Source organism: Brevibacillus reuszeri, from assembly GCF_001187725.1.
Classification (GTDB): Bacteria; Bacillota; Bacilli; order Brevibacillales; family Brevibacillaceae; genus Brevibacillus; species Brevibacillus reuszeri.
In genome coordinates this window covers 681,186-707,924 of the sequence record NZ_LGIQ01000011.1, presented here as the reverse complement: position 1 = coordinate 707,924, position 26,739 = coordinate 681,186, and the positions used below count along the sequence as shown (strand labels likewise).

General features: G+C 46.0%; 28 protein-coding genes. 13 read left to right on the top strand and 15 right to left on the bottom strand.

Annotated features, from left to right (window positions below; all coding sequences use genetic code 11):
* Positions 1-181: 181 nt before the first annotated feature.
* On the bottom strand, positions 182-265 hold the full coding sequence (locus ADS79_RS36805) for a putative holin-like toxin (protein ID WP_141260937.1): 84 nt from the start codon (positions 263-265) through the stop codon (positions 182-184).
* A 155-nt stretch (positions 266-420) separates the two neighbouring features.
* Between ADS79_RS36805 and ADS79_RS35765 the strand changes: the two genes are divergently transcribed.
* Entirely contained in the window at positions 421-588 is a 168-nt protein-coding gene (locus ADS79_RS35765) for a hypothetical protein (RefSeq protein ID WP_162839555.1), read from the top strand.
* 294 nt (positions 589-882) lie between these two features.
* A complete protein-coding gene (locus tag ADS79_RS28405; RefSeq protein WP_049741811.1) occupies positions 883-2,619 on the top strand; it encodes a methyl-accepting chemotaxis protein in 1,737 nt (578 codons plus the stop codon).
* Between the two features lie 54 nt (positions 2,620-2,673).
* On the opposite strand, the gene ADS79_RS28400 is transcribed toward ADS79_RS28405, so the two are convergent.
* Both ADS79_RS28400 and ADS79_RS28395 read right to left on the bottom strand, forming a co-directional pair.
* Positions 2,674-3,363 (bottom strand): hypothetical protein, encoded by a 690-nt coding sequence (locus tag ADS79_RS28400; RefSeq protein ID WP_049741810.1) that lies wholly within the window; start codon positions 3,361-3,363, stop codon positions 2,674-2,676.
* 77 nt (positions 3,364-3,440) lie between these two features.
* Entirely contained in the window at positions 3,441-3,776 is a 336-nt protein-coding gene (locus tag ADS79_RS28395) for a MazG nucleotide pyrophosphohydrolase domain-containing protein (RefSeq protein ID WP_049741809.1), read from the bottom strand.
* Positions 3,777-3,981: 205 nt separating this feature from the next.
* Between ADS79_RS28395 and ADS79_RS28390 the strand changes: the two genes are divergently transcribed.
* Positions 3,982-4,752, top strand: coding sequence for an ANT(4')-I family aminoglycoside nucleotidyltransferase (locus ADS79_RS28390; RefSeq protein ID WP_049741808.1), 771 nt, complete (start codon positions 3,982-3,984; stop codon positions 4,750-4,752).
* 83 nt (positions 4,753-4,835) lie between these two features.
* Here ADS79_RS28390 and ADS79_RS28385 read toward each other — a convergent pair whose 3' ends face one another.
* Complete coding sequence (locus tag ADS79_RS28385; protein WP_049741807.1) at positions 4,836-5,792, bottom strand: carbon-nitrogen hydrolase family protein; 957 nt, start codon at positions 5,790-5,792, stop codon at positions 4,836-4,838.
* 139 nt (positions 5,793-5,931) lie between these two features.
* Between ADS79_RS28385 and ADS79_RS28380 the strand changes: the two genes are divergently transcribed.
* Positions 5,932-6,675 (top strand): helix-turn-helix transcriptional regulator, encoded by a 744-nt coding sequence (locus tag ADS79_RS28380; protein ID WP_049741806.1) that lies wholly within the window; start codon positions 5,932-5,934, stop codon positions 6,673-6,675.
* Positions 6,676-6,736: 61 nt separating this feature from the next.
* On the opposite strand, the gene glnA is transcribed toward ADS79_RS28380, so the two are convergent.
* The gene (gene glnA / locus ADS79_RS28375) at positions 6,737-8,155 is read right to left on the bottom strand and encodes a type I glutamate--ammonia ligase (RefSeq protein WP_049741805.1); all 1,419 of its coding nucleotides are present in this window, start codon (positions 8,153-8,155) and stop codon (positions 6,737-6,739) included.
* 230 nt (positions 8,156-8,385) lie between these two features.
* On the opposite strand from glnA, the gene ADS79_RS28370 reads away from it, so the two are divergent.
* The 3 genes from ADS79_RS28370 to ADS79_RS28360 are packed head-to-tail and all read left to right on the top strand — an operon-like array spanning position 8,386 to position 11,526.
* Positions 8,386-9,315 carry a ketopantoate reductase family protein gene (locus ADS79_RS28370; protein ID WP_049741804.1) on the top strand — a complete coding sequence of 310 codons (930 nt, stop codon included), beginning with the start codon at positions 8,386-8,388 and terminating at the stop codon, positions 9,313-9,315.
* Between the two features lie 45 nt (positions 9,316-9,360).
* Positions 9,361-10,296, top strand: coding sequence for a 4-hydroxy-3-methylbut-2-enyl diphosphate reductase (locus ADS79_RS28365; RefSeq protein ID WP_049741803.1), 936 nt, complete (start codon positions 9,361-9,363; stop codon positions 10,294-10,296).
* Positions 10,297-10,305: 9 nt separating this feature from the next.
* Positions 10,306-11,526, top strand: a complete 1,221-nt coding sequence (locus ADS79_RS28360; RefSeq protein ID WP_049741802.1) for an MFS transporter — start codon at positions 10,306-10,308, stop codon at positions 11,524-11,526.
* On the opposite strand, the gene ADS79_RS28355 is transcribed toward ADS79_RS28360, so the two are convergent.
* Positions 11,516-11,905 carry a cupredoxin domain-containing protein gene (locus ADS79_RS28355; protein WP_049741801.1) on the bottom strand — a complete coding sequence of 130 codons (390 nt, stop codon included), beginning with the start codon at positions 11,903-11,905 and terminating at the stop codon, positions 11,516-11,518. The two genes, ADS79_RS28360 and ADS79_RS28355, sit on opposite strands and share 11 nt — an antisense overlap.
* Before the next feature lie 201 nt (positions 11,906-12,106).
* On the opposite strand from ADS79_RS28355, the gene ADS79_RS28350 reads away from it, so the two are divergent.
* The 3 genes from ADS79_RS28350 to ADS79_RS28340 are packed head-to-tail and all read left to right on the top strand — an operon-like array spanning position 12,107 to position 13,699.
* A complete protein-coding gene (locus ADS79_RS28350; protein WP_049741800.1) occupies positions 12,107-12,454 on the top strand; it encodes a PadR family transcriptional regulator in 348 nt (115 codons plus the stop codon).
* On the top strand, positions 12,454-13,143 hold the full coding sequence (locus tag ADS79_RS28345) for a permease prefix domain 1-containing protein (RefSeq protein ID WP_049741799.1): 690 nt from the start codon (positions 12,454-12,456) through the stop codon (positions 13,141-13,143). The genes ADS79_RS28350 and ADS79_RS28345 overlap by 1 nt, the downstream gene beginning before the upstream one ends.
* Positions 13,127-13,699: a DUF4825 domain-containing protein gene (locus ADS79_RS28340; RefSeq protein ID WP_049741798.1), complete on the top strand. Its 573-nt coding sequence runs from the start codon at positions 13,127-13,129 to the stop codon at positions 13,697-13,699. The genes ADS79_RS28345 and ADS79_RS28340 overlap by 17 nt, the downstream gene beginning before the upstream one ends.
* Positions 13,700-13,755: 56 nt before the next feature.
* On the opposite strand, the gene ADS79_RS28335 is transcribed toward ADS79_RS28340, so the two are convergent.
* The 4 genes from ADS79_RS28335 to ADS79_RS28320 all read right to left on the bottom strand — a co-directional run bounded on the left by ADS79_RS28335 (position 13,756) and on the right by ADS79_RS28320 (position 17,416).
* Positions 13,756-14,745 carry a hypothetical protein gene (locus ADS79_RS28335; protein ID WP_049741797.1) on the bottom strand — a complete coding sequence of 330 codons (990 nt, stop codon included), beginning with the start codon at positions 14,743-14,745 and terminating at the stop codon, positions 13,756-13,758.
* A gap of 187 nt (positions 14,746-14,932) precedes the next feature.
* Positions 14,933-15,940 carry an inorganic phosphate transporter gene (locus ADS79_RS28330; protein WP_049741796.1) on the bottom strand — a complete coding sequence of 336 codons (1,008 nt, stop codon included), beginning with the start codon at positions 15,938-15,940 and terminating at the stop codon, positions 14,933-14,935.
* Positions 15,941-16,067: 127 nt separating this feature from the next.
* Positions 16,068-16,685, bottom strand: a complete 618-nt coding sequence (locus ADS79_RS28325; RefSeq protein WP_049741795.1) for a DUF47 domain-containing protein — start codon at positions 16,683-16,685, stop codon at positions 16,068-16,070.
* 116 nt (positions 16,686-16,801) lie between these two features.
* A complete protein-coding gene (locus tag ADS79_RS28320; protein WP_049741794.1) occupies positions 16,802-17,416 on the bottom strand; it encodes a LysE/ArgO family amino acid transporter in 615 nt (204 codons plus the stop codon).
* Positions 17,417-17,553: 137 nt separating this feature from the next.
* Here ADS79_RS28320 and ADS79_RS28315 point away from each other — a divergent pair, with 137 nt between their 5' ends.
* Complete coding sequence (locus ADS79_RS28315; protein WP_049741793.1) at positions 17,554-18,999, top strand: aminotransferase-like domain-containing protein; 1,446 nt, start codon at positions 17,554-17,556, stop codon at positions 18,997-18,999.
* 255 nt (positions 19,000-19,254) lie between these two features.
* Positions 19,255-20,190, top strand: coding sequence for a cation diffusion facilitator family transporter (locus ADS79_RS28310; protein WP_049741792.1), 936 nt, complete (start codon positions 19,255-19,257; stop codon positions 20,188-20,190).
* A gap of 28 nt (positions 20,191-20,218) precedes the next feature.
* Here ADS79_RS28310 and ADS79_RS28305 read toward each other — a convergent pair whose 3' ends face one another.
* Entirely contained in the window at positions 20,219-21,298 is a 1,080-nt protein-coding gene (locus ADS79_RS28305; protein ID WP_049741791.1) for an alpha/beta fold hydrolase, read from the bottom strand.
* Positions 21,299-21,394: 96 nt separating this feature from the next.
* On the opposite strand from ADS79_RS28305, the gene ADS79_RS28300 reads away from it, so the two are divergent.
* Positions 21,395-22,441: a phosphotransferase enzyme family protein gene (locus ADS79_RS28300; RefSeq protein ID WP_049741790.1), complete on the top strand. Its 1,047-nt coding sequence runs from the start codon at positions 21,395-21,397 to the stop codon at positions 22,439-22,441.
* 205 nt (positions 22,442-22,646) lie between these two features.
* Here the strand turns inward: ADS79_RS28300 and ADS79_RS28295 are convergent, their stop codons facing one another.
* From ADS79_RS28295 to ADS79_RS28280, 4 genes are read right to left on the bottom strand one after another with little or no spacing between them, the layout of a single operon-like run.
* Complete coding sequence (locus tag ADS79_RS28295; protein WP_049741789.1) at positions 22,647-24,518, bottom strand: glycosyltransferase; 1,872 nt, start codon at positions 24,516-24,518, stop codon at positions 22,647-22,649.
* Between the two features lie 30 nt (positions 24,519-24,548).
* A complete protein-coding gene (locus ADS79_RS28290; RefSeq protein WP_049741788.1) occupies positions 24,549-25,469 on the bottom strand; it encodes an MBL fold metallo-hydrolase in 921 nt (306 codons plus the stop codon).
* Between the two features lie 29 nt (positions 25,470-25,498).
* A complete protein-coding gene (locus ADS79_RS28285) occupies positions 25,499-26,320 on the bottom strand; it encodes a hypothetical protein (RefSeq protein WP_049741787.1) in 822 nt (273 codons plus the stop codon).
* A gap of 35 nt (positions 26,321-26,355) precedes the next feature.
* Positions 26,356-26,721 carry an alpha-helical endospore appendage domain-containing protein gene (locus ADS79_RS28280; protein WP_049741786.1) on the bottom strand — a complete coding sequence of 122 codons (366 nt, stop codon included), beginning with the start codon at positions 26,719-26,721 and terminating at the stop codon, positions 26,356-26,358.
* Between the last annotated feature and the right edge of the window lie 18 nt (positions 26,722-26,739).

The following is a 26,739-nucleotide window of genomic DNA, read 5'->3' as shown; positions in this document are numbered from 1 at the left end:
AATATGTAAATAATGTTTTACAAAAAGCAGAATACATGGTAGTAGCGCTAACGTAAACTAAAAAAGACCGCAGGTGTTGGCGCACCTACGGTCACTACAATAGACGTTCCCCACAGGGGGCGGCTCAGCAAGTAACAGGTTTTTAAACGCAGATCACCCGGCTGGCAGGCTCAAGGGTGATCTATTTCTTTTTGGTGAAAGACAGTATGGCCACAATAAGCATGCCAAAAGCAATCATCAGGCTTATCGCTTCATACACTGTCATAATTCTCACCCCCTTTGTTCAGGAGATGAGCCGACCACCCTTGAGGAACCTATGCTATTGTATTAGGAAAATAATAGCATGTTTTCTGTCCAAACGAATAGTACCGCCCCTCCAATGACATCCTAAGTCGCAAATGACATAGGGGAGGCAAGCGAATGAAAGACGATATGATTATGGGTACACCGATCTCCAATCCACCTGAGCGAAACGTATCCCGCAAGGTAAAGGACGAGCTGATGTTTAACGTCTTGGAGCATGACATGACCGCGGATGAAAAAAATAAAAAGCAAAAGGAAGATTACCTGATCAAAGGTAAAGAGTAAGGATGAATGACTTTAGTCCTTGCTCGTTTTGATCAACTAGACGAATAGTTGGCGAAACTGTAAAATGGCAAAAGCCGGGCAACACAGATGCAGATGGCCTGTGCGGCAATTAGCTTATTGTTTCGTTTATAGATCAATCAAAACGCTGTACTCGATAAAATTTTATTTTAAGATCAATGACACTGACGAGGTGTTCTTGGTCTATTTTTATTTGATTACTAAACTACATGTTTGAATAATAACGAGCCGGGTATAGGTTATTATCACATGTCCTAGCATGAAGGAGAAGACAGAATGAGAGTAACGATACGAAAAAAATTAGTCATTGTTTGTTTGCTTTTGCTAGCCATTCCTACTCTGTTGACAGGGATCATCGGATACACTGTGGCAAAGGATGGACTCAACGAGCTTTCGCAGACGGGTCTGAAAAATTCCGTGCGCTTGGTCATTTCGATGATTGATGTCATCAATGAGGATGTAAAAAGCGGGAAAATATCTCTAGAGGAAGCGCAAGAGCTGGTGAAAACGCATATCCTTGGACCGAAAACGGCCGATGGGAAAAGAACAATTACCAAGGAATTTGATTTTGGGAAAAATGGCTACATGTTTGCATATGATAAACAAGGAAATCTGATTCTCCATCCGAATTCGGAAGGACAAAATTTCTTGGATAAGCAAGACCCGGATGGCGTTTACTTTGCGCGTAACATTTTCGAACAAGGTCTGAATGGTGGGGGCTTCACTTACTACAAATGGCCTTTGCCTGACGATCCGAATGCACTTGAACCGAAAATTGCCTATTCGCAAGTCGATCCGAATTGGGGCTGGATCATTATTGTTGGTTCGTATATGAGTGATTACAATAGCAATGCGAATCAGATTATTTATGTACTGCTTATTATTACGGGTTGTGCCTTGCTTGTGGGAACAGCGATTGTTGTGTTGTTTGCCAACCATATCGCAAAACCGCTCGTGAAGCTGACAGCTCTTGTGAAGCGTATGGATAACGGTGATTTGACGGTAGAGCCTTTGCAGGTCAAAAACAAGGATGAGATCGGTCAGCTATGTGACAGCTTCAACGGCATGTCGCTGAAATGGAGAGAAATCATCGGTGATGTCGCCGAGACCTCGCAACAGCTGGCAGCGTCATCCGAGCAATTAGCAGCCAGCAGCGAGCAGACGGAGAGAGCGACAGAGCAGATCGCCCAGGCGATCCAAGAAGTATCGATCGGGGCGGAAAAGCAAACGGTCAATATGAAGGACGCGGATGATCGCGTGACAGAGGTTTCTACACGCTTGCAGCAATTGAGTTCTTCGATGACTGCTGTAGCAGCATTGGCTACGAAGACCAATCAAAAAGCGTTCAGCGGAAATGAGGTTGTCGCCCAAACGATTAATCAGATCAGCCTCATTCAGCAAACATCGTCAACGACAGCGAATGACATAATCCACTTGAACGAGAAATCGAAGCATATTACGCACATTGTGGAAGTCATTACCCAAATTGCCAACCAGACAAATCTATTGGCATTGAATGCAGCAATCGAAGCGGCACGCGCAGGAGAGCATGGTCGTGGATTTGCAGTTGTTGCGGATGAAGTTCGCAAACTGGCGGAGGAATCGGCGAAAGCAGCAGGGGATATCCGGGCGATCATTGAGCAGGTTCAATTAGATACCGAGCAAGCTGTAAGCCGCATGCAGGACGGAACAGGCGTCGTGCAGGATGGCATCACGATGATCGAACAAACGGGAGAGCTGTTTACGGACATTGTCAAAATGATCGAGAATATTTCACAGGAATCACAAGAGGTAGTAGGGATTGTAGAGACGATTCACGCGGAGTCGCAAATCATGGTCGAGTCGATCCAAGAGGTGTCCCAGATTTCCGAACAATCGTCTGGCAATATTCAAAATATCGCTGCTGCTTCTGAAGAACAGAATGCTACGATGGAAGAGGTATCTGCTACAGCAGGAGCATTAAGCAAAATGGCTCTCGACTTGCAGGATTCACTCAGCCGTTTCAAAATGTAAGGGAAAGAAGCCTTCCTATATCAGGAGGGCTTTTTGCTTGGGAATAGGAAAGTTTTACAGGGAGTCTGTCTCAGCTTCGCGAATGAGGGAAAACGTAGTATTCTTCCACTGATATACGCGTTCAAGGTATTTTCCAAGCGAGTTGTCGTAATAAACGGTTTTGAAGGAGTCAGGGCTAACCTGTGCAAACAAAACAGAATAACTGCGCTCTGAGCTTACAATCTCGTTATCGGATTCAATCGGCAGCCGTTCCATTTTTCCATCGCGGATCGTAAATAGCTTGTAGGTGTACAGATTACTAGACGCATACTGTCCGATTGCAAAATCGATATTGCCATCATGATTGTAATCAGCAAAGGCGAAGGAAAATGATTTTTGGAACAGCAGCTCATCAAACGCGTCATTCAAACGGAGTGTGGACAGGGGGCTTCTTTTTTCATCAAGCAGTTGGAGCTCAAAGGTGCCAGTCCAGTTAGGGCCAGTAAAAGGACCTGGTTCTTCTTCGATTCGATATTGTCCATCTGTCATGACTAGCACGAGATACTTTGCTTTCGTGTTGCCGGACATGTTGCTGTCGAGCGGGGCTTCGGCTAGAATCGTGGGCGTTTGGCTGGTCAAATGACTGCTATTTGCCTGCGCGGGAACCTGGGTGCCTGATTGAGCCATGCTGCTTGAAGTACCAGTACTGACAGAAAACGATAATAAACTGGCGAATAGGATGACTGCTGCGAGCACTTGATTCATGCTACCATTCCTCCAAGGGAAAATATGTTAATAGGACGTTTGGGGATTGGTGAAGGTTTCACTTACAGAAAATAAATTCATGTGGATGAGTCTTCAAGCTTCTTACGCTCATCTTCTACTTTTCGCTTCGCCATTTTTTGTTGTTTGATTTCTTCTTTTAGCCGCATCGCTTCTTCCATATCGATTCCATACTGGTTTGCCAATACCAATACGTAATAGAGCACATCGTAGAGCTCTTCCTCAATGGTTCCTTTGATGGACTTTGTTTCAGTCATACGGGAATCTTTTCGAATGGCTTCTGAGAGTTCTCCTACTTCTTCTACCAGCTTTAAAAAGGAAGCTTGCTTGTCCTTGGGGCGGTATTCCGTTTGTTTGATGTGAACTTGTATCTCTTTTAGCGAGTAAGACTCCACTTGAAGATTCCCTCCTATTTCCAATAAACTGATTGTAGACGAATAGAGGGGGAGACGTAAATATATCGGAAAAAGCTGGCTTGCTATATGCTGCGAAGGAGGATAAACATCATGCATCCCAAAAAAGTCCCCCGTTAATCCCGAGGTCCTCCATTTATGTGCTTGTATCCACCCAGCCAAACTAGCTTAAGGGAGATGTAAGCAAATGAACATGAATGGACCTGTAGAAATTTCAAAAAGGGAAAGATTTCAAACCTGCCAGGAAATCGCTTCGAGATTGCATGAGGTTTTCAAAGAGAAAGTTTTGGCTATTGGGGTCTACGGATCTGTTTCCAGAGGTACAGACGGGCCGTTTTCGGATATCGAGATGTTTTGTGTACTCGATGATTCTGGTGACGAGACAGATTTTAGCTATGAATGGTCAGCGGGACCGTGGAAAGCCGAAGTGAACGTTATGAGTGCAAAAGTCATTTTAGCGACAGCAGCTACCGTTGAGGGAGAGTGGCCACTGACACACAGTCCTTTCTTTTCCCCGCTTAGCCTGTACGACCCAGAAGGGTTCTTGGCGGAGCTCAAGAAAGCGGCTGAATCACCTGCAAAGGAAGACTTCAAGCACGCAGTCAACGAAGTGCTCGTAGGAGAAATGTACGAGTTTATTGGAAAGCTGCGAAATATAAGCGTGAACGGCCCGAGCACCTACTTGCCGTATTTAACCATGCAATTTGCAAAGTACGGTGCGATGCTGATCGGATTGCACAATCAAAAAAGATACTCGACCGGAGCAATGGTGTTGCCGGAGGCTTTGGAGCTGCCAGATCGGCCAGCTGGCTTCGATAAAGTAGCTCGACTGGTGATGTCAGGAAACCTGTCAGAGCCGTCCGAATTACTAGCCGCCTGCGAAGATTTTTGGAGTGGGCTTGCAGCGTGGGCAGCTGAACACGATTACACGATCCATTCAAAGCGAATTCCTTTTTGAGCCCAAAAAAGAGACCCTTTTGCGAGGGTCTCTTTTTTTGTGCAAAAAACCACCGGCAGTCATCGGCCGGTGGTTGTGGCAATCTACACGTTTGCTTGCTCTTTTCGCGAAGAGCCATATTTCTGGATATCGGCTGGTGTTTTCGGAAAAGGAATTTGCAGTGATTGATAGAGGGGTGCCTTTGTGATGTCAGCGGCATAGCATTCATCAACCTGAATCCCTGATTCCTTGAACCCTTTGAGCATTTTCAGGAATCCAAACATCCCCATGGAGCCGTTTTCCCTGACGCGCCGTACTTCCTCCAGATTCAAATAAACAATGGTAAAGGACTCGGAGTCACCCAGCTGTTCAATAACTCTGCCTTCTGGATCGACAGCTACGGAATTCCCCATTCCGATTGGATTCGGATGGTTGATGCTAACGACAAAGCATTGATTCTCAATCGCGCGGGTAATGGCGATCGGAAGGTGATTTCTCGTTCCACCAATCCAGTCACCCTGGAGTGTCGGCTTGATAATCACTTCCGCCCCTTTTAGAGCAAGATTGCGTGCTGCTTCCGGATAGTGGCCATCCGCACAGATCAGGAAGCCTACTTTACCAATGTTCGGGATCTCGTATACCGGAAAATCATGTCCAGGCTTTGACTGCTCAAGCGGATAAGGGATAAATACTTTCCGGTATTTCATGACGATTTCTCCCTCGGGAGAGATCAGGATTGCCGTATTGTAGGCTTCGTTTTCATTCTCCGCTTGTTCAAACAAGGAACCAGGTGTCAGCCATTTTCGATGCTGTCTCGCTTTTTCGCAAAGCAACTCAGTCAAGGGACCAGGGATTGGCTCTGCCATCTGTAACCAATTCACTGGATCAAGTCCGTTTAGATACAATTCAGGAAAGGCAATGAGATCGACCGCTGGATTCATGGTGGCGATCGTGTCTACATAGTAGGCCAGTTTTTCGTAATTTTCCCGTTTGCGTGCTTGCAAATCAGGATGTGCACTGGGTGATGCGATTTGGACCAAGGCCAGATTCAAATAGCTCATAGGCTCACTCCTTGTCGACAACGTTATAGCTTCATATTGAAGGGTGGACCCTGTTTGTACAATTACCCGTTCGGACCATGTTTTGACGGAAAAATCTGATATAATAAAAGAGATGACTGGTCATGGGGAGTGACTGATTATGAAATCGCTTTCAAATAGAGATTACCAAAAGGTGCTTGCGTTTATGGATGATATGGCTGGTCCTGCGCAAAATTTCCGACATCAGGCGCTAGCTGCGTTTGAAAAGCGATTTGGTTTTCATCAGGCCAACTTTTGGATATGCAACGAACGAAACGATCTGATTCGTCCTGAGATGCGAAACATTAGCCATCACGCCATGGATCGCTACCTGGATACGTGCTATCAGTATGATATTTTAATGCCGAACAAAATCGGTCATCGCTTGCGGAATCAACATGTTTTACGAATTCAGGACGTTCTTTCGCCACAAGAATATGAGCAAAGCGATTATTACGATGAATTCATGTCACGTCATGGATACTATCATCAGATGGTTGCCTATCTCATGGACAACGGGCGACTGCTCGGCTGCATTGCATTTATGCGCTCTGAAAAAGAGAATCCGTTTCAGCCAAATGACATGGCCTGTCTTGAGCTGCTCACTCGCTTTCTATCTCGAAGCATGGGGAATGAAGAGTTTCCAGAAGCCTTCGTTTCTATGTCTCAGGAAGAAAGGGAACTAACCAGCAAAGAGCGAGAAGTCCTTGCCCTTGTGCAAAAAGGCTATGGAAATGAAGTGATCGCCAGGCAGCTGTTTGTCAGTATCAATACAGTAAAGAAGCATCTCCAAAGCATCTATCGCAAGTTTGATGTCACAAATCGGACGAGCTTGTGCTATAAAATTCATGCAGGTCAAAAGTGAATGACTAGCTACAGATACAAAAAGCCCTCTCAATTGACAATTGAGAAGGCTCTTTTTACGTTTATAGATCGTAATACAGCTCATACTCTTTCGGATTCACAGTGCGCTCGACTTGCTCGATCTCACCGCGTTTGATGGAAATCCAGCTATCGATCACGTCTTTGGTAAAGACGCCTCCTTCGAGCAGGAAGTCGTGATCTTGCTCCAAAGCAAGCAGTGCCTCCTCCAAAGAAGCAGGAGCGCTCTTGATCTCGTGCTTTTCTGCAGCGGAGAGATCGTAAATGTTCTTATCCAATGGACCATAGCCTAATTCACGCGGGTCGAGCTTGCGCTTGATTCCATCGAGACCAGCCATCAGCATAGCGGCAAACGCCAAGTATGGGTTGGCAGTCGAGTCTGGTGTGCGGAATTCGATGCGGGACGCTTTTGGGGTGACAGCCGCGATCGGGATACGAACGGCAGCAGAACGATTGCCTTTGGAGAACACAAGATTCACAGGTGCTTCGTAGCCAGGAACGAGACGCTTGAACGAGTTGGTGCTCGGGTTGGTCAAGGCGATCAGGGCAGGAGCGTGATGCAGAATACCACCGATGTAGTGGAGGGCAGCTTCACTCAAATTGGCATAGCCGCCTTGCTCATAAAACAGGGGAGTATCCCCGTCAAACAAGCTTTGGTGCACGTGCATCCCGGAGCCGTTGTCGCCAACGATCGGCTTTGGCATGAAGGTAGCGGTTTTGCCATGCTTGGCAGCTACATTGCGAACGATGTATTTGAACAAGAGCAGGTTGTCAGCAGTGCGAGTGAGCGTATCAAAGCGGAAGTTGATCTCGCCTTGGCCAGCAGTGGCTACTTCATGGTGATGACGCTCAACGGCAAGGCCTGCCCCGGTCATCAGTGTGCACATCTCATTGCGGATGTCCATTTGCGAATCAGTCGGTTGAACAGGGAAGTAGCCGCCTTTGTTGCGTACCTTGTAGCCGAGGTTTTGTCCCTCTTTACCAGTGTTCCAGAATGCCTCTTCAGAATCGATATGGAAGAAGGAGCCGGATGGACCAGAAGCATAGCGGACACTATCGAACAGGAAAAACTCCGATTCCGGGCCAAAATACGCTGCGGTCGCTACACCAAGCTGTTGTAGGTAGGCTTCTGCTTTCAGGGCAATGCCGCGTGGATCGCGTGTATAGGTGGAGTTGTCTGGATTGACGATGTTACAAACGATATTCAAGGTTTTGGATTCTACGAAAGGATCGATAAATGCGCTGGCAGGATCAGGCATCGCGACCATGTCACTTTCTTCGATGGATTTGTATCCGGTCAAACTAGAGCCGTCAAAGGCAACACCGTTGCGAAACGTCCCTTCATCTACAGCGTAGGCAGGAACCGTCACATGATGCTGGCGGCCGAGCAGGTCAACGATGCGAAAATCAACGTATTCGATTTTTTCAGAGTCGATGGTGGACAAGACTGTTTTCATATCCATGGAAAAGAACACTCCAATCACGAATTATTTTATTGAACAAACTAATAAAGTTCGCCTTTTCGTACGTTATTCTATTTCGTATTATAGGGAAGATTGATATCGTTCGTCAAGAGGTTTTCTTACTTTTAATGTAAGGATTTCTAACATTATATTATGGGGTTTAGAAAATGTTTCTGGTTTTGTAGAATGAAGACAAACTATTTTGGATAAAAACGAAAGGCGGAATTGCGATGAAGGTACTCGTGCTTGGTGCTGGCGGAATCGGTGGCTATTTCGGTGGGAGATTGGCGGAAAAAGGAGTCGATGTAACATTTTTGGTTCGTGAACGCAGGTACAAGCAATTGCAGGAGCGTGGATTGCGCGTACAGAGTATCCACGGCGACATTCACTTGCCGTCTCCTCAAATCATCATGTCTGGGGAAGAAGCTGGACCTTTTGATGTGGTGCTTTTATCGAACAAAGCTTACACGCTAGCTGACAGCATCGAATCGATTGCGCCGTATGTAGGAGAGCAAACCGTGGTCATTCCGCTTTTGAACGGAATTGCCCATATGGAGCTTTTATGGGAGCGCTTTGGGAAAGAGCGAGTACTTGGAGGACTTTGCTTTATTGAAACCACGCTGAATACCGAGGGTGACGTGGTTCAGACTAGTGGGATTCATGATACGGTCTTCGGAGAGTGGGAAGGAGGAAGAAGCGAGCGTGTAGATCGCATTGAGCAAGTATTCTCTGGGGCTCTGAACACGATCAGGGCGAGCGACCATATCCAGCAGGAAGCATGGCACAAATATTTGTTTATCACGACGTTCTCAGGGATTACGACACTGATGAATTCTGCAGCAGGACCGATTCGCGAAACACCGTATGGCCTGGAGCTGACCAGACAGCTAGCAGAAGAAGTGGCATCAGTTATGCGAGCATTAGAGGCGCCGATCCTTCCAGATATCGTGGAAAAGCAAATGGCGGGCTTCCAAAAGCAGGGGGCTGCCATGAAATCCTCTATGCTGCGCGACATGGAAAAAGGATTGCCGGTAGAGGGAGATCATCTGCAAGGGTACTTGCTTGAGCGCGCAGAAAAACTGGGCTTGTCCACGCCAATGCTAAAAGTTGTTTACAATAATCTGAAGGTTTATGAACAGAAGCGGGAAGCTAGCAAATAAGGTATAATAGTGGGCGAACGTCATTAGAAAATAGGAGGGGTACAGATGGAAGTCATCAAGATTTCCCCCCGCGGATATTGCTACGGTGTTGTGGATGCCATGGTACTGGCACTCCGCACAGCGCAAAACTTTGACCTTCCCCGCCCGATTCACATTTTGGGCATGATTGTACACAATGCACACGTCGTTGAGGCGTTTGAAAAACAAGGAATCAAAACATTGGATGGAGAGGACCGCCTCGCGCTTCTGGATCAGGTGACCGAAGGAACGGTCATTTTCACAGCACATGGCGTATCTCCAGAGGTGCGCAAAAAAGCGCGTGATAAAGGCTTGACCGTCGTGGATGCGACTTGCCCGGATGTAACGAAAACCCATGACCTGATTCGGGAAAAGGTAGCGGATGGCTATCACGTCATCTACATCGGGAAAAAAGGTCATCCAGAGCCAGAGGGGGCTATCGGTATTGCGCCGGATCACGTCCATCTGGTCCAAAAGGTAGAAGAGCTCGATGCTCTAACGGTTCATGCGGATAAGCTGATTGTGACGAATCAGACCACGATGAGCCAATGGGATGTCAAAGAATTGATGGATGCGATCATCAAGCGTTTTCCCCGCGTAGAAGTGCACAATGAAATCTGCCTAGCTACACAGGTGCGTCAGGAAGCCGTTGCAGATCAGGTAGGCGAGGCGGATGTATGTATTGTTGTCGGGGATCCGCGCAGCAATAACTCTAACCGCCTGGCACAGGTCTCTGAAGAAATTGCCAATGTGCCGTCTTATCGAATCGCTGATTTGTCCGAGCTGGATATCGAGTGGCTGCGAGGCAAGAAAAATGTAGCAGTAACATCTGGTGCATCTACTCCAACACCACTGACCAAGGAAGTCATCAGCTTTCTGGAGCAGTTTGATGAATTCAATCCCGTGACCTGGGAAAAGAAACGCACCGTTAACATGGCAAAAATATTGCCAATGGTGAAATAGGAGAGTTATATGTCGGAAATACCATCCGGTAATCAAAGGGGTAGCGATACTGGCAAATATGTTAGTTTTGCTGCCCTTTTTCTTTTTATTTACTACGGGTTTGGCGCTTTTTCGCCGTTAATTACCCAATATTACAAATCCATTCAATTATCAGGCACGCAAATTGGCATGATCAGTGCGGTTGCGCCCGTCGTATCGATTGTGGCGCAGCCGATGTGGGGAATGATTTGTGACCGTTTTCAAATTCGCAAGACGATACTTCTCCTGACCTTGATTGTTTCGGGCTTGGTGGGACTTCTTTTTACGACTGTCTCCACTTTTGCTTTTGTGTTGCTTCTCTATGTTGTTCTATCCCTTTTCCAAAGCGCAGTCATTCCGATCTCGGACAGCTTGGCTTTGGGCTTCGCCAAAAAAAGGCAGCTCCAATTTGGCGATATCCGCATGTGGGGAGCGGTTGGCTTCGCTTTGGCAGCATTTGTCACGGGACTTTTGGTAGAGCGATGGGGCCCATCTGTTTTGTTTTATTCGTATTGCGTGGCTCTGCTCATTGCCATCCTGTTTCTGTGGCGCGTGCCAGAAGAAGTGGCTGAATCTTCACGTTTTACAGTCAGTATGTTCAAGGGGATGAAGGATTTGCTGCGAATTCCCCGGTTTTTGCTGTTTTTGTTGGCTTCGTTTTGTATTATCGGAACCGTGAATGCCAATAACATCTGGTTTTCGCTGTACTATCAGGAAATCGGGGGAACGGTTGCCGGAGTTGGACTGGCATTTTTGCTGTTTGCAGGCAGTGAAGCGCCCTTTATGAAGCTGGCTGGCATTTTGGTCCGCAAATACGGCCTAGAGCTGACGCTTCTTTTTGCAGCGGTGTTCTCAGCATTTCGCTGGTTCTGGTACAGCTCGGCACCGAGTACGACCGCGGTCCTGGCGATTTTCTTTATCCAGGGGATTTCTGTCGGCTTTTATTTGGCGACAGCGGCGCAGTTTGTAAGAGAAAATACACCCGCTTCCTTGCAAGTGACGGCGATTGCCATTTTTTCCTCGGTCGGAAGCGGGCTCGGGACGATGCTATGCAATTTGGTGGCAGGCTGGATTAAGGATTCGTATTCGATGCTTGCCATTTATTTGTTCTTTGGAGTTATGACGGCGATCGGGATTATCCCGCTTTTGATAATTAAGTATGGTCCATGGAAGCAGCAGGTACAACAAGAAGAGGTAACGACTACTCAATGACCAGCGTTCCCTGAAAGCCCGTTTCTGGATAACCGGGGGAATCGGACACGAAAGAAAATTGGCCTTTTCGATCAGCCGAGAATTGCAGCATGGTTGATTGGGTAGGCTTCAACTCACTGGACGCCAGGTTTAGCTCGCGGATAGCCAGATTATGTGGACGTGTATCTGTGTTCACAATCATCAAAGAGACGAGATCGCCTTCGCGTATGGCTAACCGATTCGGCAAAAATCCGGCACTGGAAATCGTGACGGTCTGGGTCCGAGAGGCGGCTGCAAAAGAGGTATGCAGACGAGTCTGATGATGTGTCCACAAAAGGGCGATCGTTACAAACAGAGCGATGAGTGGATAACGAAATTGCCGGAACCGTTGAAAAGACAAGGCATATCAGCTCCTTTGAACGCAAAAATCCATGATGTTGTTACTATTATCCTGTCCTGTGACGGTTTGAACTAACCAAGAAAATATATTTTGCAAAGCCGTGTTCTGTAGAGGGTTCCCTTTAAATGGGGACCCTTTTTTGATGAAGTACATTGTCACACATAGTAATATGTGTTATGTTGTATTCGCGAGGTGAAATTGATGGGAGAAAGCAATATTAGCAGCGATATCATTCGCGGGCATCTCGACGCAATTATTCTGCGCGTGCTTTGCGAAGGAGATAATTACGGCTATGAAATCATGAAGGCGATCGCTAAAAATAGCGGCGGCCAATACGAATTGAAGGAGCCATCCCTGTATACAAGCTTGAAAAGGCTGGAGAAGCAAAAGCAGATCGTCTCTTATTGGGGAGACGAAACACAGGGCGGCAGACGAAAATATTACAAGGTTACACGGTTGGGGAAGGAAGCGTACGAGGCTGCTCTGGAATCCTGGAAGATAGCCAAAGTTATCATTGATCAATTAATCGAAAGGCAGGATCAAAGCTGATGGAGCGTTTACACAAGCATGTGGACCAACTGTTTGCAAAGTACAAGAGCAGCAAACAAGTCAGAGAACTGAAGCGTGAGATACTGAGTAACCTCGAAGCAAAGGTCGCCGATTTGACAGCAGGCGGATTGGCGTATAACGAAGCGATTGATATTGCAAAGAGAAGCATTACCTCGATTGATGATCTGATCGATGATCAAACGAGAGTTTACGTAAATCAAATGACAGCAGAGCTGGTGCAAAAAGGTTTGTTGTATTTCCTGATCGCCTGGATTGTTACGATGCCTTTTCGAATCGTCGGGAGTGGGGTTTTACTGAACGAACTATTTTTGCTGGGGAGTATTGTTTTAGGGATTGTTTACTTGGTGCTGCGTTTGAAAAAGCAAGATATGTACTTGCGCCGGACGGCGACTTTTGATGTGCAGGCCGCTTTTCGTCGCAGAAAGCTGGTTTGGGTCATCTGGGTGGTGTTTATCACTGTATCGATTCTTTACAACACTGCCATGCTCTTTGGGAGCAACATCTGGTTTCAGACGCAGGTTAAAATCGCAGGACCGTACCATTTTGCAATGCTTGGTATCCAGTATGCATTGCCATTTGTTTCGCTCCTCATACCGATGCTGTTTCATATCATTCCAGGGCTGATGATGAAATACGAGGCAGGTGAATACGATGGTTACGAGGCATAGAATCATTATTGTTTTGGCAATCACAGGAATTGCTCTCTTCATATTGATTCAAGGCTACATCATTCCCGGCAATCAGGCTAAAGAAGAGCAGTATCAGCGAGAGCAGCAAAGCCCGATTACGCACGATCTCGGTTCTATTTTGAAATATAAAAACAAGTACATGGGAAATGCGTCCAATCTCATGAATCTGTTTCAGCATCTACCTCTGCAAAGCATATCGAAAACATTTGAGTTGGACTCTGACAAGCTCACGCTGAAAGTAATGTACAGTGAGCCTGCAAGCAGTGTGCAAGAAATCGAGCTGAAGCGGGCATTGCTCTACAATTCCCTTGCGGCGTTTGCCTTGGTGGATAACTTGGAGGCGATTGAGTTCCACTTTGCAGATGGAACCTATACCAGCACACGTGCGGCAACGAAAGAAGCGTTTGGTGAACGGTTGTCTGATCTGTTGACAGAGGAAAAGTGGAAAGCCATTCAGGAGCAGCTAAAAAACGACAGCTATGTAACCAGGCAGGCTCAGATTGTTATTCCCGCCCTTCTCCAAACTTCTCAATGAAGGTCCAGTCTGATGGGGCACAAATGAATGGAATTGATAGATATCTTTGACCTAAGTCATGCTTTCTTCAATGAAAACAGAATATAGATCGTATCAATTTCATGGAATTCTTCCAAAACCCACGAGGTTTGGGTTAAAATTCGCTGCAACCCCTCTAGGCCGAGATAGCGGATGTGCACGCCAATAAACTCTGTAAATCCCAAGTATCCCGGATTTACATGCGCCCGGTCGAAAATGAATGAGCCTGTGATCCGGGCATCAGCCGGAGAGTTGGTAAAGAAATGGTTTACGTTTTCAATGATATCTGAATCCGAACCGTATTCAAAGAGACCGCCCTCCGATGAACAGAGCTGAATCCAGCCGGAACGTTCCAAACTCATCTTTCGTAATGCTTCCGATTCGGTCCAGTCATAATGAATAGTATTGAGGGTAACGTCCAGGCCATGGAAGCGTTCCCCTGGCTGCTTCAAAACATCGATGCACCGTTTTGCAAAATGGGGGCAGTAGGGATCGATATCTAAAATGTTGATTTCAATCTTCCGTCCCTTGAGTAAATCCGGGTCCGATTCCTGAATGAGAATCAGAGTATTGATACTATCGGTAGCGGCTCCTCCAGCTATATTGAAGAAACAAAGGTTCCGTTCCGGGAATTGCTTGAGCTGAGGCAGTAAAATTTTCGACTGGCGTCGGCAAAGATCCCTCAGCCTGATTCGAAGTCCCATGAAAGAGGTTTGCTTCACCGCCCACTTGTCCCGAAAACCTAATTTTATCCCCCGGCTTAAGTAGGGGCCAAGTTTGTACAGCAAAGTACGCATGCCGCTAAGATAGGAATTGTCAACATTCGACATTTTCACAAAGATGTTCCGGATAAAGCCAGGCATTTTCTTTAATGATTCAATGCTCCGGGCTGACTTGAGACAGTTCAAATGATACGCCTGTTCATCGATACTTGCGTTGAAAAGAGGATGAGTAATATCCAGTATCGGTAATTGAATTTGATTCTTGAATTCCGCATAGAGAATTCGCTGATTTTGATTTACATTCATGATTTTCAACTCCACTTCACTTGAACGATGATTATCATGCAAGTACGTGTTGCTATTCATACTCCTTGTTATACCAAAAAAAGGATATTTACTAAACCATAAAAAAAGCGAAGCCCCAGACCGGATGCTGCTGCAAACAGCTGCTTTGGAAGGGGCTTCGCTTTTGTTTTGGTACCGCTTGATGTCTTCAAACAAATAAATGCAGCAAGAAGTAGATCAGCGCTGAAATGAGTACAGAGATCGGCAAGGTGATAAACCAGGTGATAACAATTCGTTTGGCAACCCCCCAGTTGACGCTCTTCAATCGCTTAGCGGCTCCGACACCCATGATTGCCGAGGAAATCACATGCGTCGAGCTGACAGGCAAGCCTAGCTGTGTAAAGGTAAAGATGATGGACGAGGAAGTCAGATCTGCAGTCGCCCCATTGATCGGTTCGATTTTGGTGATTTTTCCTCCGACAGTTTTGATGATTTTCCACCCGCCGACAGACGTGCCAAGCCCCATGGAGATGGCGCAAATCAATTGTACCCAAAACGGAATATGCCCAGGATCGGACTGCAAATCAGCCGCCACCAAAGCGAAGACGATGATTCCCATCGCTTTTTGGGCATCGTTTGTACCGTGTGTAAACGACTGCAGAGCAGCGGTCAGAATTTGGAAGTAGCGAAACCGTCTGTTGATTTTGGAGGGAGGGGTCGCGACGCGCCTAAAAATCGCGTAGATCAGAATCATCAAAAGATAGCCGGCGATAAGAGCGATAATCGGAGAAATAATCAATGCCTTGAAGATTTCGCTGAAGCCTCCCCAATTGATCGGAGAAGTACCTGCCGCAGCCATCACGGCTCCGACGATAGACCCGATCAGGGCATGGGAAGAACTACTTGGTATCCCGTACCACCACGTAATGAGGTTCCAAAAAATCGAGGCGAGTAAAGCTGCCATGACAATGAGGACCCCGTATTCCAGCTTTGCGGGGTCGGCGATTTTCCCTCCGATGGTCTTGGCAACACCTGTAAAAGTGAGGGCTCCGATAAAATTCATGATAGCAGCAAGACCAACGGCAATTTTTGGGGGGAGTGCTTTTGTGGATACGGTTGTGGCAATCGCATTGGCTGTATCGTGAAATCCATTGATAAAATCAAAGAAAACGGCAAGAATGACGACAATGACAATGAGGGTCAGGCTCGTATGCATGGAAGTAGTCTCCTTGTTTTAACGTATAAGAATTTATAAGCGCAATGCTTATGAATTCTGGAGCGCATAAAAACCAACCGCTAAAACGCGGTCGCTCCTCCATGAAAAGTCCTCGATAGAGGTTTTTTTATGTATTGCCCATGATGACGGTCTCCATCGCATTCGCGACGTCCTCGCAATGATCCATGACGTCCTCTAGAACCTCGTAAATTTCTTTGAACTGGATGATGTGAATCGGATCGGTGGTTAATTTAAAAAGCTGTCGAATACTGATGCGGAGAAGCTCGTCGCCTTCGCTTTCCAAATCATTGATCCGAATAATAAACTCTTTCATCGCTGTCAGCTTTTGGTGTTGCAAGAGCTCGATTGCAAGCAAGATCTGGTGGGTGGCATGCTCGATGATTTGACCGAATTTCACCATGGTTTCATCAGGTTCCGTAATGTCGTACATATAAAGACGGGATGCACAGCTCTCCAGTCCATCGAGTACGTCATCCAATTTTACTGCCAGCTCCATGACATCCTCCCGCTCGATCGCGGTAATAAACGTCTTGTTGATTTTGACGATGATTTCGTGAATCAGCTTGTCACCCTTTGACTCATACTCCTTCATCGTATCCGCAAAGCCTTTCACCGTTTCTAAAGAAGAGATTTTATATTCATTAAAATATACAGCTGATTCATGAACGTTTTTTGCGATCTCATAAAGATCATCCAGTAGGGCGTCTGATTTGGTAAAAAACATGACGAACCTCCCCGTGTAGTGCGTGTTCAAAAAGACGACATCTTGAACAACCTCGTGTATATCTGACTAGGAGTATTTTTAGTGGGGGAGGCTGTGTTTATGCACCCTTTCAGGAATTAAAGAAAGAATAGCTGGCTGGCCATATACAGGGCAAGTCCCCACATGATGATAGCGGAAATGATGTTTAAACCACGCAGCAATCGCCCGGAGCGGTCGAGCTTTCCAGCCATTCGTCCAGCAACAGCGAGACCAATAAACCACAGGCAAGAGACAATGATGCAAGCAAGCGTAAATCCCCATTTTTCAGTACCAGTGTAGCTGAGAGAGCTAGTTCCGATCACACCGACGGTATCCAAAATCGCGTGTGGGTTGAGAAGAGAGACAGACGCAGCAAACATGATTTGGCGCTTGGCGGAAAATTGCTGGGCCTCGCTGTCATCCACCGCAGGACGACTCCGCCAGGTGAGATACCCCATGTACAGCAGGAAGCACACACCGACGACATAGAGCACCGTTTTGAGCCACGCAATCGTCAGTACGACGAGCGAAACCCCGAGTACTGCTAACAAAATCAGCAGCATATCACACAAAAATGCTGTGACTACTACAGGGAGAGCCCGCCAAAAAGTGGGTTGGGCAGCACCTTGATTAAATACAAAGACATTCTGGGCACCTAACGGCAAAATGAGTCCGAATGCAAGTACGAGCCCATGTAAAATTGCTTCGATCACAAATGTTCCTCCTTATGTCCTTCCAGTTGATTGCGAATACTGTCATTATTCCTGTTTCTCCTCCTACTGTCTCCAGCCAATTGGTTTACTTCTGGCTCAACCAATCTGTAAAATGAAACATGGAAGGGGGAATTACTTTGCTCACCATGGACTGGAAGCCCGACAAGTCATCAGATATAGCCGTTTATTTGCAAATCGTTTCGTACATACGACAAAAAATCGCCTCGGGTGATTGGCCTGTGAAAAGCCAGTTGCCTACGCAGCGTGCATTAGCACAAGCCTTTGAGGTAAATCGCAGTACGGTGGTGACTGCTTTGGAGGAGTTAAAGGCCGAGGGCTTGATTGAGTCGACTATGGGAAGCGGAACGATCGTTAGCAACAATACGTGGTCGCTTTTGACGACAAACCCGCCGCCAGACTGGATGGGATATGTACAGGCAGGGATGCAGCTTCCCAATATTCCAACCATCCAGTTAATCAATCGGTATGAGCCCGATCCGAGCTACATCCGTCTAGGAACAGGGGAGCTATCGCCTATGCTCATTCCTACAGGAGGAATGGAAGAGGTGATGAGTGGCCTGCGCGGAAAAATGACGACACTAGGATACTCAGAGCCAAAGGGACTGCTGGCGCTGCGTCAAGCGATCAGCGCTTATCTGCGAACCCGGGGTATAGAGGTCTCCCCTGGCTCGATTCTCGTCGTATCGGGTGCGCTTCAGGCCATGCAATTGATTTCGCTCGGAATCCTGCATCGTGGCTCAACCATTTTATTGGAGCAGCAATCGTACTTGTATTCGTTGCCGCTATTTCAGTCGTCCGGAATGCGATTAGTTGGAGTCGGCATGGATCAGGACGGCATACAGTCAGAAGCGCTAGCCCGGCAAAAGAAACTGCATAATGGCGCACTGCTTTACACAATTCCCGCCTATCACAATCCAACGGGAATTCTGATGAGCCAACAGAGAAGAGAGCAGGTCATGGCTGTGTGCGAAAGGGACCGCTTGCCGATCTTGGAGGATGATGTCTACGGGGAGCTATGGCTGGATGAACCAGGGCCGTTGCCGCTTAAGACACGGGATCAAAATGGATTGGTTCTTTACTTGGGGAGCTTGTCCAAAACGTTAAGTCCTGGTCTGCGGATCGGTTGGCTCGTGGGGCCGGAGCCAGTCATTGAGAGACTTGCTGATGTGAAAATGCAAATTGATTACGGCTCGAGTGTTCTCTCCCAATGGGTGGCAGCTGAATGGTTGTCTGGTGGACGGTATGCGCAGCATTTGACTAATACACGAATGGCACTTCGAGAGAGAAGAGGGCGGATGTGCAAGGCATTGGATCAGTGGTTCCATGACATTGCCGACTGGAGTGTTCCTCAAGGGGGCTTTTATGTATGGCTGCGTCTGCGACAGGCAGTCTCCATGCGTACGTTATTTTCCAAAGCAATCGCAGAAGGGATCCTGCTCAATCCCGGTTATATTTATGACCAGACGGACAGCCACCATTTGAGACTGTCTTATGCCTACGCGGATGAGGAAGATATGGAGCGAGCACTGCATACCTTATCCAGGTTAATCCATGAAATGTGACAAACAGTCCACGGAGCTTTTTCGTTCGTGGACTGTTCGTATTTTGTGAGCATGATTCTCAGTGAAAATACACTTTGAAATCGCTCTGGAATATCCGGTGAAATGCTGGTTTTTCTAGCACTAAGAAGCTTAATTGGTAATGACTATCACTTGTATTATCCATAAAATGTTCATTTGAGAAAAGGGAACAAAAAGTGTATGATTAAAATAATTATTAAATAGTATTCATTTTACTTAATTGAAAGGAGTTCTCATATGAAACATGCTGACTATCATCATTTAAATCATGTGAAAGAACAAAGTAAATCTAAGAAAACATTGTGGATCACGTTAATCCTGACCTTGTTTTTTACGATAGTTGAAGTAGTAGGTGGACTGCTTTCCAACTCATTGGCACTTTTATCTGACTCTGCCCATATGATCTCTGACGTTGTTGCACTTGGCTTGAGCATGACAGCGATCTACATGGCGACGAGAAAGCCGAATCAAAAGTACACCTTCGGATTTTTGCGATTTGAAATTATCGCTTCTTTTCTGAATGGTTTAGCACTTGCGATTATTTCCATCGGTATCGTCATCGAAGGCATCAAGCGGATGATAAATCCGCAGGATGTTGATTTGCAGCTGATGTTAATCATTGCTTCTATTGGACTAGTCGTAAATATCGTTCTGACAATTGTTTTGAGCAGAAGTACAAAAGAAGAAAACAACCTCAATGTAAAAAGCGCTCTTTGGCACTTCATCGGCGATCTGCTCAGCTCTGTTGGTGTTATCACATCTGCTGTACTGATTCATTTCACAGGCTACTACATTTTTGACCCGTTGATCAGTATGGTGATCGGGGGAATCATCTTTATCGGAGGGGCGAAAATCATTCGCGAATCGTACTCTGTTTTGATGGAATCTGTACCGGAGCAATTCGACCTCGAAGCCATCCGTGAAGCAATCAGCAAGGTCGAGGGTGTAGAGGATGTGCATGAGCTTCATTTATGGGCTGTAACGACAGAGCATTATTCGTTGACGGCACACGTCTTTATACGGGATAACATTCAACCGTATTGTGTCATTATGGCGATAAATCATCTGCTGAAAACCGAATATGGCATTGATCATTCGACGATCCAGATTGAAGACCCAACCATTCTGGACCATGGCGATTACGGAAAACAGTTTTTGCTGCAACAAGCGTGATTCAACTAAAACCGGGCTATCTGGAGACTTATCTGGATAGCCCGGTTTTTTCTTTGACGTCGATCATCAGCTGATAGAATTTCTCTATCTCTTCAAAATGGGGAAAATGGGCAGACTCTTCAAACCAGATAAACTGCTTTTCAGGAGCCTTCAGCTTTTCAAAATAGCTATATGCAACCTGAGAAGGGGTCATATAATCGTATCTTCCCATGCAGAAATAGACGGGAACGCGCAGTTCGGGAACGGTTTCGAGCAGATTCGTATGCTGCGTCTGGGGCAGGATTGCGCTTCTGGAAAAGGAATCGCCGAGTGCCAGACGAATTCCGTCCACCCACGTATACTCAGGAGAAAATAGGATGCCGCTCATCAGTGCCTGATAAGAATCGCTTTTTCGTTCCGAGCCTCCAAAAGCAGTGACCCACTTTCTTTCTAACGTGGCATCCTTACGCGGATTTTGATAAGGCGGAGGGCCGATGAGTGTGAGCTCATTGATGGCTTGTTCATTGTTTTGCCGACGTGCTTCTTCCAGCACAAATTGGTAGGACATTTGCTCGCCAAGCATCGAGTACGCGACTTGTCCTACACCGATGTACGCGTAGTAATCTTCGGGGTATTTTTGAACCGTCCTGGTAGCAAGCAGGCTTCCCCATGAATGTCCGACTATAAAGATTTTTGGCTGATTGAATTTTTGCTTCAAATAGTTGGTCAAATCTTTGGTGTCCGATATGAGCTTATCGACCTGCAAATCTTCGCTGGACATGCCCCAATGATAAGATTTTCCCGAACCACGTTGGTCCCAATTGACGACGATAAAATCGTTCTCTAGCTTTTCTTGATACTGTCTGGCATAAGCAATCTGGGGATAACCCGGTCCACCATGCAGAAAAAGCAGGATCGGATTGTTCTTGTCCTTGCCTCGAATTAATATCGACTGCTGCAGACCGCCAAGCTCAACTTGTTCAAGAACAGCGATACTGTTGGGGATGACGGTACCGTTCGCCCCTTTTATAGAGGGGGTCCAGGACGGAAACAGAAAAGCGACCAGGATCAGGCAAAATAGGATGAAGCCAATGCGGTACCGCTTTCGTTTCAGCTTTTGAAAAAACATGACCTACGTTCACTCTTTCTGTGTTAGATTCCTCAGGTACTGGTGACTATGGTAAAATTATACTCATTATTCGGGGCGTTTTGGAGTAGAACTAGGTTGGAAGATCATCAAGTTTACTTCAAAATTGCACGAGTCGGAGGGGCTAGCGTGCTGCCACATATTCAACGCCTGTACACAGATCATATTTTGAAAGAAGGATTAAGACGTTATGGAGTTACACAAGAAGACGTCAGGTTCCTCGGTGGGTTTGACAGCTATGTATACGAATATACAAAAAACAATGCCTCGTTTATCTTAAAAATCTCGCATAGTACAAGAAGATCAGAGAGCGAGATTCACGGAGAAATGGACTGGCTCCATTATTTAGGAAAGAACGGTGTCTCTGTAGCCAAATCGATTCCTTCTGATCAGGGGCATCTGGTAGAGGTAATCGGAGAACGTGCATCCTATTTTACTGCCGTTGCTTATGAAAAGGCACCAGGTCAGCTCCCTACGAAAGTGATGTGGAACGAATCGTTTTTTGAAGAATGGGGACGAATCACCGGCAAGCTGCATGCCTTGAGCAAATCGTATCAAGCTTCGAATCCTGCATGGAAGCGCAAAGAATGGTACGAAGAAGAGCATGTAAACCTTCAGCGTTTCATTCCATCGGATCAAAAAGCAGTAATTGCGAAATCGAATGACCTATTGGATCGGTTGAAGAACCTGCCGAAAGACAAAGACATGTACGGGATGATTCATGGTGATTTGCATTTACACAATTTTCATGCACATGCTGGTGCCATTACCCTTTTTGATTTTGATGACAGTGCTTATCACTATTTTGTCTACGATATAGCCGTCGTTTTGTTTTATGCTTTTTTTCGCCCGTTGCAGCAGGCCGAAGACAAGCAGTTGTTCATTAGAGAATTCTTTGCCAGCTTTTTAAAAGGATATCGTCAGGAAAACGATTTTCCGACTGAATGGCTCGCTTATTTGCCAGACTTTTTAAAGCTGCGTCACTTGATCCTCTACGTAGTCTTTTTACAAACGCTTGAAGGTCAAGAGATGGAAGCAGAGGACCGGGTAACCATGGACCGATTGAGAAGGGTCATTGAAGAAGAGTGGCCAATCATCGATGTTGATTTTAGGAAGATGAAGTAGGAATAAAAAGGAAAACTGTATGAGTACAAGCTGTTTGAGGCATCCGCCTCGCCGCTTACTGTGAACCAATAAAAGACGAAAAAAGAAGCTGGGAAAAAGAAACTGTTCATCCCAGCTTCTGTATTTTTTTGAGAGACCACTTAGACATTCCCTTTTTACTGTTTGCTATTACCGAACGGTTTTTACATGATCACGAGTGGGAAGTTCATCCCAGAGACTCAAAATACCTTTTATTGAAGAGGACGCTGGGGTGGGTAGGGTTGTAGGAGTAGGCAATGTCATTGTGGTGACGTGATTTTTCGTTATCTCCTAATTGTGAGTAGCATAAGCAGAGCTGAAGATGCGGCAGCCACGTCCAGGACACATGGTCAATATGTGCGAGCTTTTCAGCCGGACGTTCCACTTTTGTAGCGAGATCATACCAAAAAATAGCCAAGGGCCAATTTTTTTCATCTACATGAAATGCGCCGATCTGACAACATGCCTCTGCACGCGGACGATCATAATTGAAAGTGCGGTATAAGGATGACAACACATTTTGGCGCTCGTATAAATGCGAATAGCAAGAAGCCATTTTTAAGCAAGCGTTAATGTTATCTTCCGCCCAGCCTTGTTGGGTGTTCAAAAACTTTGTGTAGAAAGTGATTGCTTCTTCATAATACTGATTGTCCCGAAGTTCATTGGCATAGTAGTACAAATCGCGTGGAGAAAAATCTTCCCCTTTAGCGTCCCGTCGTCGATAGATTTGCAGATTACGGTCTGTGTGTTCTTTTTGCTTGTGATGGGTAATGGAGATATCACTATTGATGATATTCCCGTTCACTTCCAAATACTCGTGTACAGGCCCGATCCAACGAAAGCCGCGGTCGCGTTTTACCAGGCGATTGCGGCGAATACTGAAAGCTACGTTCCCGTTGCTGTCCACGGAGAGGTTGTAGTTCATCGTGACACTGTCGATCCCGAGATGCAACGTATGCTTCAGCTCGCGGAAAAGCTGGCGGTCTTGCTCCAGAATTACGTCGTCAGCATCCAACCATAAAATATACGGACAAGTAGCTTTGCTGAACGCAAAGTTGCGGGCTGCAGAGAAATCATCGATCCATTCAAAATCATAAATAGTTGAGCCGTACTTGGAGGCGATTTCTTTTGTGCGATCGGTTGATCCGGTATCTACGATAATAATCTCATCAACGAGGTCGGCAGCCGTGGAGAGACAACGCTCCAAAGCATCCTCTTCATTTTTGACAATCATACATAAGCTGATGCCCGGATGATTGGACTTTCGTATGGCTATGCCATTCTTTTTACGATAGTTATTCACCCCGGCGAGATCCGCTTGTCGATAGATGTGGTACCCGGGAAGATGCGTATCGACATGTAGAGAGAAGCCCATGGCAACGGCGCGAACACAAAAATGTCGATCTTCTCCCCAGAACGACAAGTTCGATATTCGTTTAAAACTGACCCCTGCTTCAAGCACTTCTCGTCGGATTAAGGTGCATGCACCAAGCCCGCCTACTTCATAAACCCCCGGTTTTCTTAGCATTTCTAAAAAGCTTTGATTTTCTGCTGATTCGGTGGCCCCTTCACGCGTCAACGAGTATTGATCCATCAGCCACACTTGGGGTAGCTCAATCGAATCGGGCTGCCAGCGCGTCCAGTAAATGTTGGATATGATATCTTTATCAGCCTGAATAAGCTGCTGTAGAGTATTCGGGTGTAAAACGATATCGGAATCAATCAGGAACAGGTAATCGAATCCTTTTTTGAGCGCGTACGAAATAATCGAGTCTTTCATTTGCGCGACTTTCCAAATGTTTCGCTCAGTCCAATAATGAGTCAGTTCGTCTCGGATATACACATCATCATCGATGTGCTTCACGATGACCGTATGATGATTTTCTTTTTCAAAATTGGACAGGAGTGTGCTGGACAGGGGGTCCTTGTTATCTTCAATGAACATGTAATGTACCTGCTCATTTTTGACAGTGAGCTCAGTGAGCGATTGAAGAAATTCTTCCAATATGTTAGGAAATTGCTGGATAGGGCTGCCAATTAATATACGCTTTTTCTCCATCGTACACCCCCATACATCGTCATCTATTCATCAGGCTTCGGTTGATTTGCTGAATACAAGCATACCCTGTTCGACGTGGGCAACGATTTTTTTGGCTTGCTGCAGCTCTTTTAAATAGGCAAGGATAATGGAAGTAGTCAAACCGTGACGTTGCAAATTGTCTTCCAATTCATACTTGTTCATGACCTTTTGAACCAGTTGTTCAAGCGTGCTTGGATTCTCCTTAATGAATGCTTCCAGGAGATCAGACGTATCTCGCATAATCGTGAGATGTTTAAGAATTAATCCGGAGACGTTTTTGTACGGTCCGCCATGGTAAAGAACATACGCGTTCATTTTCATCATTAATAGCTTCTTGAAGCTTCTTCTGGCTGCCATCAGATCGTGATAAAAAAGGATATCTTGCTTGTTCAAGGTTTTAGGACCAAATAAAGCATCCCCACAATAAAGGACATGATCAGGGGTAATGATACCGACCAATCCAGGGGAATGCCCAGGTAAAGAGACGATTTTGAATGGAATGGTATGGATGTGAAAAGTACTATCCTTGGAAGGGAGATAATCAGTGACCAATGCCCGTTTGCTTCCCTTGTTCTCCTCGGCTTTTTCGTCAGAGCCAGTTCCTGCGTCAAACACGAACAGTTCAAAGCTAGGATTCTCGATTAGATAAGAAGCCAGGTGTGTGGCACAGATGCGGATATTGGGGAAAGTTTTCTTCAAATACGAATTACCGCCATGATTAACCGCGTGGCCGTGAGTATGTAGAACAGCCACGATTTGATACTCCATCTCGCTGATTTTAGCGCATACTTCTTCAATGATGGAGGCATTCGGCCCACTGTCGATGAGTACGGCAGTCTTGCTCGGTTTGTCAAAATAAACACCGATTCCATATTTGCCGGAAGCCACATAGCTGTTGCCGGCTACTTCGACCAATTCCAAACGCACCATAGTTACTGGCTCCTCTAATAGATTCAGGCTTACATGATATGGGTGACATTCCCAATGCGTACAACGACCGAACTTGTTTGATAAGGAGGACGTGCGTATGAAGGAACCCGTTTTGCCTTCATTTTCTTCTGAGAGCGTATTTTGACCACTTTGGATGAAGGCTGTGGACTCATCTTTTTCTTTTTCTTGGGAGTTGGGATATTCGCAGCTTTAGTCAGTAAGGGAGGATTTGGAGATACGGCTTTGCGATGTTTGTCTGTATGAATACGCGTAGCGTTCCCCAACAGTGGAGGAGGTAAGTGAGCTTGAAAGGTTTGTGGCTGTATGACTTCTTCGATGAGTACAGGCATAGGCGCATCGTCTGCAGAGCTCTCTTCCAGATCAGGCTGTATCGGCACTTCATATAATGGAATTTTTTCCCGTTCAGGTACCACCGCTTTATGCGTTGGATTCATCTGATTTGTACCCTCATCTACCAAGTAAAAAGCTTGCAATTGACGCAGATGATCCTCAATGATAGCTTTTATGTGCGCATGTGGAAAATTCCAATTATTTATAAATCTTGATAACTGGGCAAGCGAAGCAAGGACATGCGCATATGTCTCGCTCGCATTATCAAGAGGATGGGGTTGTTCGGAAAGAAAACTGTGAGCAATCTGCTTTTTATGTATGTGCAAATGCAGTCTGACTAGCAGATTCATTAATGTCGATATTTGGTAGCCAAACAACAGAAGTTCGTATTCCTTGGCCTGATTCAGTCGGGATTCTAACCCATTAACCAACTGGGTGATCGAATAGGTTAACTTGGAGATTGTTTGGTCATAGTTACCGGTTCCTTTGTTGTTCTTCATGGCTAATGACCTCGAATTCCTGAAATAATAAATGGTTAGTAATCAAGGGTGATTTCATCAATCTCGTCTTCAGCATCGGAATCTTCCCTATCAAAATTTGATTTTGACTTTGTGGGATACATGTGAATGGCTGTATCCAGCTTTTTTAATAACAGCCACTCGGCCATCAATATCGAATCCAGGATCGAAATGACCGTTCGGTTAAATGTGATGATCTCGTCATTGGTGAGGTTGTTGGGGAAGTCCAGATTTTTTTCAACAAAAGCAAGTGCTTTATCTGCTTCTGCATGTAAAAGTCTGGACATAGCCTCTTCTTCCAGAGCAATCGACTGCAGCAAACGATTCAAGGCTTCGTCACGAGTAGGCACATCACGCGCATGAATTTTATCTTGTAAGGTCATCATCATCCCTCTTCAATA

What these genes read in the sequence shown, in the direction of transcription:
- ADS79_RS36805 (WP_141260937.1), bottom strand. Translation starts at nt 265, where the DNA reads ATGACAGTGTATGAAGCGATAAGCCTGATGATTGCTTTTGGCATGCTT.
- ADS79_RS35765 (WP_162839555.1), top strand. Translation starts at nt 421, where the DNA reads ATGAAAGACGATATGATTATGGGTACACCGATCTCCAATCCACCTGAG.
- ADS79_RS28405 (WP_049741811.1), top strand. Translation starts at nt 883, where the DNA reads ATGAGAGTAACGATACGAAAAAAATTAGTCATTGTTTGTTTGCTTTTG.
- ADS79_RS28400 (WP_049741810.1), bottom strand. Translation starts at nt 3,363, where the DNA reads ATGAATCAAGTGCTCGCAGCAGTCATCCTATTCGCCAGTTTATTATCG.
- ADS79_RS28390 (WP_049741808.1), top strand. Translation starts at nt 3,982, where the DNA reads ATGAACATGAATGGACCTGTAGAAATTTCAAAAAGGGAAAGATTTCAA.
- ADS79_RS28385 (WP_049741807.1), bottom strand. Translation starts at nt 5,792, where the DNA reads ATGAGCTATTTGAATCTGGCCTTGGTCCAAATCGCATCACCCAGTGCA.
- ADS79_RS28380 (WP_049741806.1), top strand. Translation starts at nt 5,932, where the DNA reads ATGAAATCGCTTTCAAATAGAGATTACCAAAAGGTGCTTGCGTTTATG.
- glnA (WP_049741805.1), bottom strand. Translation starts at nt 8,155, where the DNA reads ATGGATATGAAAACAGTCTTGTCCACCATCGACTCTGAAAAAATCGAA.
- ADS79_RS28370 (WP_049741804.1), top strand. Translation starts at nt 8,386, where the DNA reads ATGAAGGTACTCGTGCTTGGTGCTGGCGGAATCGGTGGCTATTTCGGT.
- ADS79_RS28365 (WP_049741803.1), top strand. Translation starts at nt 9,361, where the DNA reads ATGGAAGTCATCAAGATTTCCCCCCGCGGATATTGCTACGGTGTTGTG.
- ADS79_RS28360 (WP_049741802.1), top strand. Translation starts at nt 10,306, where the DNA reads ATGTCGGAAATACCATCCGGTAATCAAAGGGGTAGCGATACTGGCAAA.
- ADS79_RS28350 (WP_049741800.1), top strand. Translation starts at nt 12,107, where the DNA reads ATGGGAGAAAGCAATATTAGCAGCGATATCATTCGCGGGCATCTCGAC.
- ADS79_RS28345 (WP_049741799.1), top strand. Translation starts at nt 12,454, where the DNA reads ATGGAGCGTTTACACAAGCATGTGGACCAACTGTTTGCAAAGTACAAG.
- ADS79_RS28340 (WP_049741798.1), top strand. Translation starts at nt 13,127, where the DNA reads ATGGTTACGAGGCATAGAATCATTATTGTTTTGGCAATCACAGGAATT.
- ADS79_RS28335 (WP_049741797.1), bottom strand. Translation starts at nt 14,745, where the DNA reads ATGAATGTAAATCAAAATCAGCGAATTCTCTATGCGGAATTCAAGAAT.
- ADS79_RS28330 (WP_049741796.1), bottom strand. Translation starts at nt 15,940, where the DNA reads ATGCATACGAGCCTGACCCTCATTGTCATTGTCGTCATTCTTGCCGTT.
- ADS79_RS28325 (WP_049741795.1), bottom strand. Translation starts at nt 16,685, where the DNA reads ATGTTTTTTACCAAATCAGACGCCCTACTGGATGATCTTTATGAGATC.
- ADS79_RS28310 (WP_049741792.1), top strand. Translation starts at nt 19,255, where the DNA reads ATGAAACATGCTGACTATCATCATTTAAATCATGTGAAAGAACAAAGT.
- ADS79_RS28305 (WP_049741791.1), bottom strand. Translation starts at nt 21,298, where the DNA reads ATGTTTTTTCAAAAGCTGAAACGAAAGCGGTACCGCATTGGCTTCATC.
- ADS79_RS28295 (WP_049741789.1), bottom strand. Translation starts at nt 24,518, where the DNA reads ATGGAGAAAAAGCGTATATTAATTGGCAGCCCTATCCAGCAATTTCCT.
- ADS79_RS28290 (WP_049741788.1), bottom strand. Translation starts at nt 25,469, where the DNA reads ATGGTGCGTTTGGAATTGGTCGAAGTAGCCGGCAACAGCTATGTGGCT.
- ADS79_RS28285 (WP_049741787.1), bottom strand. Translation starts at nt 26,320, where the DNA reads ATGAAGAACAACAAAGGAACCGGTAACTATGACCAAACAATCTCCAAG.
- ADS79_RS28280 (WP_049741786.1), bottom strand. Translation starts at nt 26,721, where the DNA reads ATGACCTTACAAGATAAAATTCATGCGCGTGATGTGCCTACTCGTGAC.